At 39.5% G+C, this 13,279-nt stretch carries 25 protein-coding genes; 7 read left to right on the forward strand and 18 right to left on the reverse strand.

Annotated features, from left to right (window positions below):
* The first annotated feature begins 49 nt into the window (after window positions 1–49).
* The 7 genes from ACOH2D_RS11655 to ACOH2D_RS11685 are packed head-to-tail and all read left to right on the forward strand — an operon-like array spanning window position 50 to window position 5,566.
* Window positions 50–493 (forward strand): hypothetical protein, encoded by a 444-nt coding sequence (locus ACOH2D_RS11655; RefSeq protein ID WP_449535333.1) that lies wholly within the window; start codon window positions 50–52, stop codon window positions 491–493.
* Window positions 493–2,022: a hypothetical protein gene (locus tag ACOH2D_RS11660; RefSeq protein WP_449535334.1), complete on the forward strand. Its 1,530-nt coding sequence runs from the start codon at window positions 493–495 to the stop codon at window positions 2,020–2,022. The genes ACOH2D_RS11655 and ACOH2D_RS11660 overlap by 1 nt, the downstream gene beginning before the upstream one ends.
* Before the next feature lie 2 nt (window positions 2,023–2,024).
* On the forward strand, window positions 2,025–2,477 hold the full coding sequence (locus ACOH2D_RS11665) for a phage protein Gp36 family protein (protein WP_449535335.1): 453 nt from the start codon (window positions 2,025–2,027) through the stop codon (window positions 2,475–2,477).
* A gap of 2 nt (window positions 2,478–2,479) precedes the next feature.
* Window positions 2,480–3,679 carry a phage portal protein family protein gene (locus tag ACOH2D_RS11670; protein ID WP_449535336.1) on the forward strand — a complete coding sequence of 400 codons (1,200 nt, stop codon included), beginning with the start codon at window positions 2,480–2,482 and terminating at the stop codon, window positions 3,677–3,679.
* A gap of 44 nt (window positions 3,680–3,723) precedes the next feature.
* Window positions 3,724–4,560, forward strand: coding sequence for a phage head morphogenesis protein (locus ACOH2D_RS11675; RefSeq protein ID WP_449535337.1), 837 nt, complete (start codon window positions 3,724–3,726; stop codon window positions 4,558–4,560).
* A 2-nt stretch (window positions 4,561–4,562) separates the two neighbouring features.
* Entirely contained in the window at window positions 4,563–5,111 is a 549-nt protein-coding gene (locus tag ACOH2D_RS11680) for a hypothetical protein (RefSeq protein WP_449535338.1), read from the forward strand.
* Window positions 5,112–5,113: 2 nt separating this feature from the next.
* Window positions 5,114–5,566 (forward strand): hypothetical protein, encoded by a 453-nt coding sequence (locus ACOH2D_RS11685; protein WP_449535339.1) that lies wholly within the window; start codon window positions 5,114–5,116, stop codon window positions 5,564–5,566.
* Window positions 5,567–5,588: 22 nt separating this feature from the next.
* Here the strand turns inward: ACOH2D_RS11685 and ACOH2D_RS11690 are convergent, their stop codons facing one another.
* The 18 genes from ACOH2D_RS11690 to ACOH2D_RS11775 form a co-directional block, all read right to left on the reverse strand.
* Complete coding sequence (locus ACOH2D_RS11690; protein ID WP_449535340.1) at window positions 5,589–5,834, reverse strand: hypothetical protein; 246 nt, start codon at window positions 5,832–5,834, stop codon at window positions 5,589–5,591.
* A gap of 63 nt (window positions 5,835–5,897) precedes the next feature.
* Window positions 5,898–6,242 carry a hypothetical protein gene (locus tag ACOH2D_RS11695; protein ID WP_449535341.1) on the reverse strand — a complete coding sequence of 115 codons (345 nt, stop codon included), beginning with the start codon at window positions 6,240–6,242 and terminating at the stop codon, window positions 5,898–5,900.
* A complete protein-coding gene (locus tag ACOH2D_RS11700; protein ID WP_449535342.1) occupies window positions 6,242–6,760 on the reverse strand; it encodes a hypothetical protein in 519 nt (172 codons plus the stop codon). The genes ACOH2D_RS11695 and ACOH2D_RS11700 overlap by 1 nt, the downstream gene beginning before the upstream one ends.
* A gap of 126 nt (window positions 6,761–6,886) precedes the next feature.
* Window positions 6,887–7,024 carry a hypothetical protein gene (locus ACOH2D_RS11705; protein WP_449535343.1) on the reverse strand — a complete coding sequence of 46 codons (138 nt, stop codon included), beginning with the start codon at window positions 7,022–7,024 and terminating at the stop codon, window positions 6,887–6,889.
* Between the two features lies 1 nt (window position 7,025).
* The gene (locus ACOH2D_RS11710) at window positions 7,026–7,289 is read right to left on the reverse strand and encodes a hypothetical protein (protein WP_449535344.1); all 264 of its coding nucleotides are present in this window, start codon (window positions 7,287–7,289) and stop codon (window positions 7,026–7,028) included.
* A 52-nt stretch (window positions 7,290–7,341) separates the two neighbouring features.
* A complete protein-coding gene (locus ACOH2D_RS11715) occupies window positions 7,342–7,677 on the reverse strand; it encodes a DUF7220 family protein (RefSeq protein WP_449535345.1) in 336 nt (111 codons plus the stop codon).
* Window positions 7,677–7,847, reverse strand: coding sequence for a hypothetical protein (locus tag ACOH2D_RS11720; protein ID WP_449535346.1), 171 nt, complete (start codon window positions 7,845–7,847; stop codon window positions 7,677–7,679). Before ACOH2D_RS11720 ends, ACOH2D_RS11715 begins: the two co-directional genes overlap by 1 nt.
* A gap of 33 nt (window positions 7,848–7,880) precedes the next feature.
* Entirely contained in the window at window positions 7,881–8,081 is a 201-nt protein-coding gene (locus ACOH2D_RS11725) for a hypothetical protein (protein WP_449535347.1), read from the reverse strand.
* 151 nt (window positions 8,082–8,232) lie between these two features.
* Window positions 8,233–8,790: a hypothetical protein gene (locus tag ACOH2D_RS11730; RefSeq protein WP_449535348.1), complete on the reverse strand. Its 558-nt coding sequence runs from the start codon at window positions 8,788–8,790 to the stop codon at window positions 8,233–8,235.
* Entirely contained in the window at window positions 8,729–9,265 is a 537-nt protein-coding gene (locus tag ACOH2D_RS11735) for a hypothetical protein (RefSeq protein WP_449535349.1), read from the reverse strand. Before ACOH2D_RS11735 ends, ACOH2D_RS11730 begins: the two co-directional genes overlap by 62 nt.
* Before the next feature lie 92 nt (window positions 9,266–9,357).
* Entirely contained in the window at window positions 9,358–9,582 is a 225-nt protein-coding gene (locus ACOH2D_RS11740) for a hypothetical protein (protein ID WP_449535350.1), read from the reverse strand.
* Window positions 9,575–9,865, reverse strand: coding sequence for a hypothetical protein (locus tag ACOH2D_RS11745; RefSeq protein WP_449535351.1), 291 nt, complete (start codon window positions 9,863–9,865; stop codon window positions 9,575–9,577). The genes ACOH2D_RS11740 and ACOH2D_RS11745 overlap by 8 nt, the downstream gene beginning before the upstream one ends.
* 333 nt (window positions 9,866–10,198) lie before the next feature.
* On the reverse strand, window positions 10,199–10,378 hold the full coding sequence (locus ACOH2D_RS11750; RefSeq protein ID WP_449535352.1) for a hypothetical protein: 180 nt from the start codon (window positions 10,376–10,378) through the stop codon (window positions 10,199–10,201).
* Window positions 10,378–10,575, reverse strand: coding sequence for a hypothetical protein (locus tag ACOH2D_RS11755; RefSeq protein ID WP_449535353.1), 198 nt, complete (start codon window positions 10,573–10,575; stop codon window positions 10,378–10,380). Before ACOH2D_RS11755 ends, ACOH2D_RS11750 begins: the two co-directional genes overlap by 1 nt.
* A gap of 2 nt (window positions 10,576–10,577) precedes the next feature.
* Complete coding sequence (locus ACOH2D_RS11760) at window positions 10,578–11,252, reverse strand: hypothetical protein (protein WP_449535354.1); 675 nt, start codon at window positions 11,250–11,252, stop codon at window positions 10,578–10,580.
* 29 nt (window positions 11,253–11,281) lie between these two features.
* Window positions 11,282–11,596, reverse strand: a complete 315-nt coding sequence (locus tag ACOH2D_RS11765) for a hypothetical protein (RefSeq protein ID WP_449535355.1) — start codon at window positions 11,594–11,596, stop codon at window positions 11,282–11,284.
* 12 nt (window positions 11,597–11,608) lie between these two features.
* Window positions 11,609–12,316 carry an AAA family ATPase gene (locus ACOH2D_RS11770; RefSeq protein WP_449535356.1) on the reverse strand — a complete coding sequence of 236 codons (708 nt, stop codon included), beginning with the start codon at window positions 12,314–12,316 and terminating at the stop codon, window positions 11,609–11,611.
* An 8-nt stretch (window positions 12,317–12,324) separates the two neighbouring features.
* On the reverse strand, window positions 12,325–13,278 hold the full coding sequence (locus tag ACOH2D_RS11775) for an AAA family ATPase (protein ID WP_449535357.1): 954 nt from the start codon (window positions 13,276–13,278) through the stop codon (window positions 12,325–12,327).
* Between the last annotated feature and the right edge of the window lies 1 nt (window position 13,279).

Raw genomic sequence — 13,279 nt, forward strand, 5'->3', positions numbered from 1 at the left:
TCATTTAAGGGTCAAATAATGGCACTTTTGCTTGAAACAAGTGTTAAAAATGGGATTAAAGAAAAAGGCTGCCGAGGAGTATGCTAAGATGTTATTTACAGATAAGTCTCAGAAACTTACAATTAAGGAAATTGCTGAACGTGCAGAGGTTCGACCAAACACGGTTAGTAATTGGATTAAAAAAGGCGGTTGGGAAAAGCTTCGTAAATCCTTGATGATTACACGTCAAAATGTAATCAGCGACTTATACGATCAAATTGAATGGCTAATTAACGATATAAAGACGCGCGACATTAAAGTTGCAACGGCTCAAGAGTCAAACACCATTGCGATTTTAACCACATCCATCAAACGCCTGGAGACGGAAACTTCAATTGCAGAAATATTTGAGGTAGGCACTTCATTATTGGAATTTGCTAAACCTATGGACTTTGAACTTTATCAAAGGTTGATTCCTGTTTTTGACATGTTCATTAATTCAAAACTGAGCTAATGAGCAAAGCTGAAGATAAAAAGTACTTAGCCCTCTGGAAGCAATATAGAGACAATTCGGCAAAGGCAACACCGATTGATTTAAATGAAACGCCAGCCGAAAAGCAGAAGCGTATTGCAAACTTAGAAGCCAATCCTAAGCAATGGGAAAAGTATTATTTCCCCAATTACTGTACGTCAGATTTTGCGCCTTTTCACATCAAGTTTACCAACCGCATCATTAAAAACCCTGAGTATTACGATGTCATATCGTGGGCGAGGGAGTTAGCAAAGTCGGTCAGTATTATGATGGTAGTTTTATACTTAGTCTTGACATTAAGAAAAAGCAACGTGTTATTGGTTTCAAACAATCTTGATAACGCCAAACGCTTACTATTGCCATACAAGGCTATTTTAGAAAGTAACAACCGTATTATTAATGATTACGGCATCCAACAAAGCATTGGAAATTGGGAAGCGGCCGAATTTATAACCAAAAAAGGCGCAACCTTTAGAGCTCTTGGAGCTGGACAATCTCCGCGTGGAACTCGTAACGATGCTAAACGCCCCGATGTCATTCTCATTGATGATATTGATACCGATGAAGAATGTCGAAATCCTGACCGTATTACTGATAAAATCAAATGGATTGAGGAGGCACTATATCCTACACGATCAACCTCAGTGCCTTTATTATGGTTGGCAGCGGGTAACATCATTGCAAAGTATTGTTGCATTACCGAAATGGCTAAAAAAGCCGATAATCATGATATTATCAACATTAGAGATAAGGACGGTAAAAGCACATGGCCAGCAAAAAATACTGAAGAACTTATTGATCGGGTTTTATCAAAGATTTCATGGAGTGCCCAACAAAAAGAATATTTCAACAACCCAATAAGTGAAGGCGACACGTTCAAAGATTTGATCTATGACAAAGTGCCACTATTGCGCACTTGTGATCAGGTGGTTATTTATGCCGATCCATCCACCTCAAACAAAGACCGTGGACGCAATAAACAAGCGTCGCACAAATCAGTAGTCGTGGTGGGTTCAAAAGGGCGTAAACGCTACTTATACAAATGTTGGGTAGAACAGACCAGCAACGCAAAGTTTGTAGACTGGTTGTATGAATCTTATTTATGGGTGAAGGAACAAAAGGTGGACACCGTTAGAGTATCCATCGAAAACAACTCCCTGCAAAATCCACATTATGAACAGGTCATTTTACCATTGATCTATCAAAAGGCAGCAACCTACGGGTTCACTTTACCAATTACGCCAGACACGCGCAAAAAGCCTGATAAGTTTTTCAGGATTGAAGGCACGCTGGAACCACTCAATCGTTTGGGCAATCTGATTTTCAATATTAAGGAAAAGGAGAATCCGCACATGATCCGTATGCACGATCAAATGATTGGAGTATCAGAAAAAGCAACGGTTATGGATGGCCCCGATGCGCTTGAGGGCGGTTGCTGGCTTATTCAAAATAGGGAGGTTTCAAAAACCACCACTTATAAATTCGGATCAATCAATTCAAGACGCTATTAAATATGTTTTTAAAGGAAGAAGATTTAGGCAGCACCATGTATGGATACCTAATAGAACAAATAACCGAGGGCAACGAGACCATTACGGATATCGCCATGGCAGCCGCTGAGGAAGAAGTAAGAAGTTACCTATCGGGCAACAATAAACGCGAGTGGATAGATGGGCGACTGCGCTATGACGTGGACGCTATTTTATCCGCTCAAGATGATGCACGCAATAAGTTAATTGTGAAACACACCGTCACGATTGCCAAATGGTGGATTGTTGATTTGTGTAATGCCGACATCATCTATGAGCAGGCCAAGGAACGCTACGACCGTACTATTGGCTGGCTTAAACAATTAGCCAATGGCGAAGTGAATTTAAGCACTTTACCAACTTTAGACCCTGAGGAATCAGCAAACCAACACAAGCCGTTCAGCTTCGGGTCACGCAAAAAATTTAACCACGAGTAATTATGGCACGTAAAAGAAAGAACATACAATTGGCGAACGTCAAAACCAACGTCAAAGCCCCAAAGCTATCGCCTACCATTGTAAAAAAACATGTGGCACGGACACGTCAGGATATTCAATCCTGGAACAGAGGCTTACAGTTGACCAATCTTGAAGACAATCCGAAGTGGCACGCCATCCAACAATTGTTTAATGAGATTAAGCTGGATGCCCTTGTGACTTCGCAATATAATAACCGCCAACTAAAAGGACTGGCGCAACATATCATTTTGAAAAAGCCCAACGGCGATATCGATACCGACCAAACGGCATTTATCAATAATGCCAATTTTGTCAATGACATTAACCGTCATATTCTCGATAGTAAATACTATGGCTATTCCTTAATTGAATTCGCTATTAATGAGAATGACCAACTAGGCGTTGAGTTGATTCCACGCACGAATATTGATCCAACAAACGGTGTCATCTATCCAGACTATACCGAGGATAAAAAAATCTTTTATAGAGATACTGCAGAATACGGAACCTGGTTATTAGAGTTTGGCGAAAAGAACGATTACGGCCTATTTAACGCAGCGGTACCACACGTTTTATTTAAACGCTTTGCCCAAAGCTGCTATAGTGAATACTGTGAGATTGCAGGCATCCCGCCAAGGGTTATGAAAACCAACACGCAAGACCCATCAGCTGTAGCACGTGCGGAACAGATGATGACGGACATGGGTTCAGCCTCGTGGTTTATCATTGATGAAAGCGAAGTGTTTGAATGGGCTAACGCCAACAATGGCACAGGCGAGGTGTATATCAGTTTGATTAACCTATGTAACAATGAATTGTCTTTATTGTTTACAGGTGCTGTGATTGGTCAGGACACCAAAAACGGCAGCCGTAGTAAAGATGAGAGTGGGCAGGACATGTTACAAACGCTTGTAGATAGTGATCTTGGATTACTCGAACGCGAGTGGAATACCAAGGTTATTCCTGCCCTGGTTAAATTGGGATTCCTGAAAGGCGAATTAACCTATGCTTATGACAAGGCTGAGGACTTACAGGAACTTTGGAAGATGACCAGCGAAGCCTTGCCGTATTATGAAATGAAAACCGAATGGATGAAGGAGAAGTTTGGATTGGAAATTGAAGGCAAACGCGCCCAACCGATGATGAACAACCTAAACCTTGGTGCCGATTTTTTCGCCTAAGCCCTGAATCCTACTTCAGGGCTTTAAATGGCCGCTTAGATGAATTGTACAGTTGCACCTGTGACGATTGTAACCATGTACCCGAGAGTTTAGGACTGGCCATAAATCCACGATTTAAAAAGCTTTTAAAGACGGTTGAAACTGCGTTTAAAAAACTGTATGACAATAAAGGTTATAAACCCGAAGACTTAGCAGAAACTCCCGAGTATCAGGATTTGATTTTCGAGACCAACAGCGTTATATCACGTGTTTTTAAGGATAATGATTTATCGCCAAAAATGCTCAAGAGTTTGGAGGAAGATGTGTTTTACTTTTCAAGTCTAAAATCACACGCGCAACTCTTTGAAGCGTCGCGCTTATTGATGACCGATAAGAAAGTCATCAAGTCCTTCACGCAATTCAGCAATGATGCAAAACAGGTTAAAGCTAATTACAACGAGAATTATTTAGAAGCTGAGTATGACTTCGCCGTAGGATCAGTGCAAATGGCAGAACGTTATGATAAGTTTAGTGATAGTGATAGATACTTATTGCAATATCGAACCGCAAATGATGAGCGTGTAAGAGCTTCACACCAATTGTTGCATGACATTACCTTACCAAAAGCGGACGTGTTTTGGGATAAGTATTTCCCACCTAACGGCTGGCGTTGCCGTTGTACCACGGTTGAAGTTTTAGCCAGGGACAATGAAGTCAGCGATAGTAAAATAGCCAATGATTTAGGCGACACGGCCACTACCGAGATAGGCAAAAACAACAAAAACAAGTTGCAGATATTTAGGTTTAATGCAGGGAAACAAAAGGTTGTTTTTCCGCCTGAGCATCCTTATAGTAAAGTTGCTGGTGCCAATGAAGCCGTCAAAAAACCAAAACGCAAATAGCCATGTTTAGCGAACTACTAAAAAATATCATTAAAGATGTCGGAGTTGATTTGACCGACGCCTTTGACCGCAACTTTGAAAGCAAGTCTTTTTTTAACAAGAAATGGCCTGACACCAAACACGCCAATAGCCGCGGCTCTTTATTATTGCGAACAGGACGATTACGGCGAAGTATTAAAAGCAACCAACGCAACGGCTCAATTAACTGGAGCAGTAATTTACCCTATGCCAGCACGCACAATGAAGGTGGCGAAATTGTAGTAACTGCCAAAATGAAAAGCTTTTTTTGGGCGATGCATTATAAAGCTGCAGGAGCAGTTCTGTATAGCGTCAAAACAAAATCGGCTGCCAAAACCCAACGCAACACTAAACTAAGTGCTGAGGCTGAAAAATGGAAGGCTATGGCACTAATGAAAGTAGGTGCGACTATGGAGATTAAACAACGGCAGTTTATTGGCTGGCATCCACAGGTAGATGTGAAAATAAAAAAGATAGTGAACCACAATCTCAACGAAGTGAACAAAGCAATTATTAAAAAACTGAAACCCTGATTATGGAAGATACGCTCAACAGCATTATAGCCAAAATACAAGCGTCCAACAAGGCAAAATACGTTGATGAAGATTGGGGGCAATTGGACTATTTTAGTCCAAACTTCCCTGTGCAATGGCCTTGCGTATTAATTGATATCAGTAATGCGGGTTTTGCAAACATTGGTAAGGATAGAACTGCAAACCCTGTGAATAGACAAACGGCCGATACCATGATATCCATAACCGTCGCCAATCTTAAACTGACCAATAGCAGTGGACGTGCGCCAAGCACCCAAAGAGACCAGGCGTTTAGTATTTGGAAATTAACTCAGGACATTCACGAGCTATTGCACGGCTGGAACCCGACCGCCATAACAGGCAAATTGATACGTACAGGAATGCAACGCACTAAGCGGGATGATGGTGTGCAGGAATATACGGTAACGTACAGTTTAGGGATGACTAATGTTTGATTTCGACAAGCTCAACCACCGTTTAAAACATTGAAAGTTGACTGTCTTCTATAGCTTGTATTTCCTTGAGTTGTTTGACTACTGGCGTGCCTAATATCTCATACAAGGTTTTACGGCTAATGAAAAATTTAGGATAGATATAATTACGATGCACCACAGTAACAGGGATATCTTCGGTTTTTACACTGTTGTAATAATCGAGGATAATCTGATAACGTAGGAGTTTGTTCTTTTTAGTACCGTGGGCTTGTCGCTGACATCTTGTCATATAGACAAAAATAGTAATTATATTGAATATTGCAAGTGAAAAAATTGAGCATAAAAAAAGCACTCATTGAGTGCTTTGTTCTATTTGTATAATTTGAATGAGTTCAGGAGCTTCAAATGGCATGTCTTTGTGATAGATTGCGATTTCATTCCTGTACCCACTTACAAGTTGACATCCAAGCCATTTTGTTTTTGATCCATCAAACACTTCGTAAAGATCACGGAAACTTGCGTAATAAGGCATGGTCATCATAACCCTAAGAAGCCAATCAGGAACAGCTACAAGTATTTCATCAGCATGATACCCATGCTCACACAATTTAAATACAGACTCTCCAATTCGGTTGTTCAAACCCAATACAAAGTCTTTAGTAATTGTGATATGACTTCCTTTTTTTATTTCCTGCATTAGTTTGACCAATTATAAATGTTCCAATTTCCATTTGCGTTTGACATTCTTACATCAACACCTATCGCTTTATTTTGAACAGTACGATATTTAAAGCTCTCTATATTGTCAGCTGTTGAAGAATCAAGAAATTGACTTTTCCAAATGTCAAACAAATATTCAAATGAACCATAAACCTCCTGAAAACTATATGAATCTCCATATAATGAGAAATTAACAGTAACGCATTTGCTACAACCGTTTGACAGTTGCTCCTGACGCTCTTCTGTGGTTAGTTCAGATTGAATGTAATAATATGAAGCGGAGTTTGATTTAGGACGAGTTTTAGTTTTATAATGCTCATAGCTGATAAGTGAAGAGTTTGCAATGATATCTGCATAATTCCTAGCATTAATACTGTCAAGCTTATTGACCTTGTTATTGATTGCTTGGTAAGCTTCATCTGTAAGATTATAACCGTCTTGAGCGGTTATTGATAAAGTGAATAGGAGTGATAATGTGAGTAGTATTCTTTTCATGGCTGTGAATTTATGATTGTAGATTGTTAATCAAATATACGTACTTTTAAATGATGTTTAAAAAGGCTTTAAGTTTTGTAAAAGAGCTGCTAATAATTATTGGCATAGCAGCTCTATGTGATTTAATTACTTGGTTTGTTTTAACGTATTGCATTTAGCGTAATTCTCCCGCCACTCGTTCAGGTCAACTCTTGTAAATACCGCGTCAAGATATTCAGCGGTGTAATTTTCCAAAAGGCTTTTGAGGTTGTCATGTACTTTCATTCTACACCCCATTTCTATACTTATCTGAAAGAAGCAATCCAATGACCTCAGATAAATAGGAGACATCTTTAATTCCCATTTGATTCAGCTTAGACTCTGTTAATGGAGATTTATCTATAATGACCAATTCTAAAATAAGATGTTTAATCATTAATCCTGAATCTCCGTTTGATTTGGACAGGGCGTTAAAAAAGTGTAGCCCTTTTCCATATACTATTTGGGCGATGCTGTTATTACTTAATTTTACTTCTGAAAAGTATTCCATGATTGTTGTCTATTTAAGTCTTAATCGTGTTTATCCTGCATTTAAATGCTATTTAATAAAAGTTTCTATGGATCAATCCACAGTTGGAACAGAAGACATCGCCGTCCTTTTCTTTGATTGGCATTTCTATCTCGCATTCAAAGCAGTGCATCCATTCGGTTTTATCTATTGACTTTGGTTCTGCTGTTGGCTTATTGAACCAACGCCTTATAATATAGCTTCTAAGAATACTAACGGCGGTAAAGAACACAGTAACCTTGAAATTCTTAATTGGCGTACTGGCAATGTCCAAAATGGGAAATATCGCAAAGGTAGCAATGAGCGAAACGATGAAGCCAATAACTGTACTGGTAGCGACTTCAATTAGGGATTGGAGTTTTGTTTGCATTAGGCGTTATCTTTATAAAAATCGTTAGCGGCTTGGACTAATACTCTGACGGCATCATTTTGATCCATCACATCTACTAAGGCACATATAAGGTCTGGAAGACTACCAAGTAGGGTTGCATCTATAGTGCCGTCTTTATTTACTTTGATTTTAAATTTTGGTTGTGACATGGTTATTTTGTTTAAGGTTATTAGTATCGTTGACTACAGTTGTTTTAGTTTTATTTTTAATTGATCAATCACAAACCTAGTATTGCTATGGGCTAGCACAAACACCTGGTCAAGTTCAGCAGGTGTTAAATCTGGTATTTTTGCGTAAAGACGTTCTACCGTCACATAATCAAACTCGGCTGCATCAATATCCTTTTTGATTGCAATGGCTTTTTTCAATGTTTCCATTTCCATAATTATAGTTGTTTTTTAGTTTTACAAAGTGATCCACAGCAACGGCAAACGAACACTTTATTCAATTGCACCAAGCGTTTTTTTACTAATTGTGTTTTGTAGTAAGTACGTGCATTGCAGCACTTACTTAATAATGTAGATTGTGTCATCATTATTTATAGAATTGTTTGACAGCGTCGTTAGTTCGGATAATCTCGCTTTTGCTTTTTGCAATGGTTCGCACTGTTTTCTTAACACGCTCGTCATAATTGTTGTCAAAATTGCCTTTCATATCCTGAGCGTTTTGGATGCTATTTTTAATGGCTAAGGCTTCCCGACGTTCAGCATAGTTTTTTACGTAGCGCAATACTGCTGTTAATCTAAACGTGTCGCCTTCCTTGATTTCAATACATATCGCTAAGATGTCCTCCAGCTTTAAGCTTCGGTATTCAAGCTTTGCGAGGATTTCCTCAGCAATGACATCGGCTTGACGTTGTGGCATGACTTTATCAAAATACATGGACGTGCCAATGAACATATTACTGATACAGGTAATTACCCGCGCTTCGCCACCTTCAACTTTGGTCATTAAGCCAACGCCCGGACTTTTACTATTTATGGCCACATGCATGTTCATATTGCCATAATGCTTTACAACGTCGGTGTTTCTATAATTCGACACCTCGGTTAGTGCCAGAAGCGTAGGTGTTGTTTTGTTGTTTGATTGCATTGAGAATGATGTTTAGTTTGGAATTGATATACTTTAAATCGGCATTCTGTTGGTGGAAGTCACTTAGGGTATGCCATTTTTGGAGAATTATTTGCCAAAGTGCCAACGCTTCAGTTTCGCTTTTGCCGATGCGCGTTAAATGGGTTATGATGCCTTTAAGCGCGTTACCCTCTGCGCCCGTAAACTTGGGCGGCAATTGGTAGAAGGCTTCATAAAAGCTTTCCCACGCATCTTTAAACAGCGTGAACTGGCTTTTAACTTGAGTAATGAGCGTGTAGTTGACATTGGATTCATGGAGACTTGAATAAGCGAACACATTAGCTTCCAGTCGTGGAATGATGCGCCCTAATTGGAGCAACATCGGACCATCAAGTTGACCTCTTAAATGCTCAATCTTTCTGAACTTGTTATCTCGGTACGTGACCTTAAAAAAGGTTTGGGTCTTGATGACCTCAATGGTATAATGGTTTGTCATTTTAGCATTCGGTTCTAATATTAGTAATAGTGTCGCAGTCGTGGCAATGGGTCTTGATCGTTTCGACGGTTGCATTAGCCACGACTACGATATCACTCTGATTTATATGTGCGCAGTTTTTTTGTTTTAGGAACTGCTTCATTTCGTTTGATAAACTCATAGAATTGGAGTGGTGTTGGTTTTTTAATGATACCTCTAGCATTCTCACAACTGATTACGTCATAATAGAATCGGGTAATCAGGTTTAAATCTCTGAGCGTTCTTTTGTTAAGACCTTCCAGTTCTAAGCTGGTTAATTTTGAAGAGGTTCTATGCATTGCTATGTTTTTTTAAGGTCATACTTTCCAATGCTGAGATAACCTTTGATAGTTCTTTATGATCCATATCCTGCAACGGTTTCTTAATTGGCGATTGTCCGCTTTTGTGGGTACCTCTTAACCATTTGTCAAGCGCGCCAAGATCGGCTACTTCTTGACCTGTTACTTTATGAAGTTTTGACCATCCGTATTGAATGCACAGGCTAAGGATGTATCGGTGCTGCACATTGATCTTGTCATAAAATGACCAAAGCACGTAGGGTGCTGTTTTTGTATTATTCATGGTTTAATTGTGATTTAATTGTGATATAAAGCACTACGGAAAATCCGAAGGCTATAGTAATGATGCTGAGTAGGTGGATGGCGGTTTGCATGATTTGGGAAGTTTTAAAAGCACTGCCAGTATTATTGGCAGTGCTTTGGGTTGATTATTTTTTTATATTCTTTCGATCCATAATGACCGAGATGACACATAATGCAATGAGTAGCATTATATAAAGCACTATGGACAACCGTGATATTGCGCTTTCAAAATTCCACACTTGAAACATTGCAATGCCTAGCGCGCCAACTATTAACAGTAAGTAAGTGCCGATGATTAGTTTTAATAGTGTTTTCATTCTGCGTTTGGTTTTAATATTTCTGATGATTTGTCTCTAACGTGCCACTGTATGGCTTTTACTTCGGATGGGGTCAGCTCTATTTTAGCGATCCAATTGCCGTTCATATCTTTTATAACCTGCTTGTCATTTACAAACAGTTCGTTATCGTTGAATTGCTGAATGTCTATAACCATTAGTCTTCGTTGTCTTCATCTAATAGCATTTCAGTAAGTATGTATGCTAAAATCATGGTTAAAAAGAGGGTTATAATGACTTTCAGTCCATTGAAAAAACTGATATACCATAGCATTGCTATTAGGGTCGCAATTCCTGCCATGACGTGGCCTGTAAAAATCCAGCCAAACACGTGTTTAATTTTAGTGTTGTCCATTGTTATACTGAGAATCTAAAGGTTAATTTCTTTGGAACGCCAGCCACTTGCTGAACTGACCAACCACTTACGTACATACTGTTCTGCACTCTTATTTGTGCATTGAAAATGATATCAAGACCATCATCAAACTGCGCATCGTCAAACTCGTCGCGCAGTTTGCTGAGTTCAATAATCTTACTTGGGTTAAGCATGCCTGTTTTTGGGTTCAACTTTAAAAAGGTATCGACCATTTTCACAAGCTTCTTAGTATTCGCGTCGGCACTTTCATCTGATAAGGAGGCAATGAAATCCCTGATTTTCTGAACACCTGAGCTTTCAGTACCATCAAAATTGATGCTTACATTATGTCCTATGGTAATGCTTGCTGAGCCGTCAGATAGTGTTGATGTGTGGCTATCCTGTTGTTCATTGCCGTACACTTGTTTTTTCAAATCCTCAATAGGCGTGTAATCTTTAAAAAGCTTTTCAATGATCACACCTGTAATATCATTGTGATGCATCAAGGAATCGATGTTGCGCTCCACAAACTCATACGTGAGTTCTTTGTAAGCTTTACGATCTTCCTTTTGTTGAATTTTGTCGGCTTTAGATTCGGCTTCTAACTGCGCCATTAATGCAGCTCTGTTTGCAGCTGACAATTGTGAAATGTCTAATGTTTGTGTTTCTGTACTCATGTTGAAATTTGATTTTTATTAAAATTGGGTTATTGCTTGTAAGCGTGTTGGATTAATGGTTTTGAAAAGAGTTTCATAATGTCCTTAGTGGTGCTGTGGTAAAAATCCAAGGCCGTTTCAGGGTTGATATGATTGACAAATGCAATGCCTTCATAAACAAACTTGCGCTCAAGGTTTTGCAGCTGCTTGTACCACCAGTTGAATAGTGGGATACAGGTCAATACCTTTTGCAATGTTTTGTCATTCTTTGATTTGCTAAGGCACCATTTGAAATAAAGGTCTAGCACGATTTGCTCGTATTGGTCATTGTTGACTTGTAGGATACTTAATACTTGTTTTTTCATGGTTTGGTTTAGTTATTCGGATGCGCCTCTTAATTTTTCGTAACCTTCCTGCCAAACGACTAAGCGACCACCATTCTTACCGATGGTTCGACCTTTGCAGATGGCTAAATAGCCAGTTATAAATATTTTCATTTTCGCATCATACATGATTGACTTTTCAAATTCGGTTCGCGGGGCTTTTCCCTCAGCATGACCAACTATTACTACTATGATTCCGTTCTTTCGGCATTTTTCCTTGAGTTGTAAATACTGATTCCAGTCTTTCATCATATAGGTAATGGAATCAATCACTATCACTTTTGGCGGGTCACGTTTGTCCAGGAATGCCATGATCTCTTCAAAAGAATATCCAGCGGTGTAAAAGGTGTCCTGAACGTCGTTCATTTGGCAGAGGATGGTGCGGTTGATATAATCAGAGTCGTCCGTTTCCTCTTCCAATAAGTTGTAAAGCGTTTTATAACCTTTGGCAAACTGTTTGGCCAATTGCATTACAAAGGTGCTCTTCCCACTTCCTGATCCGCCCCAAACAAACCAGACCCCGCGGTCTTGTGGTTTGCCAAAGGCGTCCAGCCAGTCGTCCTTAAACTTCACATACTTCAATTTTTGATTTTGAATGTTGGCGACGGTTAGGACTTGTTTTAATTTTAAGGGCTTCTTGACATGTTTTGAGGATTTAGGTCTTTTTGTTGTTAGTTCGTTTGGTATAGGTGGTATGCTCATGAACAGATTTAGAAGGTTGTGGAATTAGGAAGATTTAAAACAGTCCTTATAAATTGCTCACTGATTTCATTGCCCGTACGCTCAGCTTCACGACGCACAGGAACCAGCACATCATGCAGCTCTCCGTAATTGTCACAAATGGTTCTTAAGAACTTTTTAACCTCGGCTGATTCATCGTTTAAAAAGAGTTTAAACGAGCGGTCAATAGTTGGCAGCTTGCGAATACCAAATTTGATGCGTCGGTAAAATTGCGGGATGCCTGGTTTGTTTTTTCTGCGGAGTGAATCGAGGTTATTGGTCAGCTGATCCGTACCAACCAAAACGATGGAACAGTATTGGTTTAGGTAGTCGTGCAGCTCCTTCATGGAACAAAGCGCAGGTTGTTTCATATATTCGGCCTCGTCAAAAATCAATTGAGGTTTGAAGCCGTCATCTTTAAGGCTGCGAAGCTTTGAAGCCACATCGCGCAACTTTTTAGATTTGGTTTTTCCAGTTGTGATTTTCAGCACATCAATAATCTTATCAATCAAATCAGATAGGTTATCGGTACTTCCAACTTTCACAATAAACGTATCGGCAGGAAACTTGCGTTGGATCAAATCAATAGTGTGCGATTTGCCCGCACCAGTCTCAGCAATGATCAGGTTAGTAGTTCCAAACTCCTTAGCATCTTGAAGCGTTGCAATGATGGTGGTCAATTGTGGCGTGGCCTGTGTTTTCCAATAGCTTTTAACCAACTGAAATCCTATGAAGTCAGCTAAGCGGGTAAAGTACTTATCGGCGATAACAACCATCTTGTTATTTGAAGATGACACTGTGAAGTCGCTGTTTTCCTTTAGGATGTTAGACATGTACTCTTTCGGTACGTTAGCTTTATTGCTCAACTCGGATTGAGTGAGGTTTGAAGCTGATAAGTATTCAGCGGTTTTTGTGGCAATGGTTCTTTTTAAATCTGTAGTCATA

The sequence above is a fragment of the Gelidibacter sp. genome, assembly GCF_053579655.1.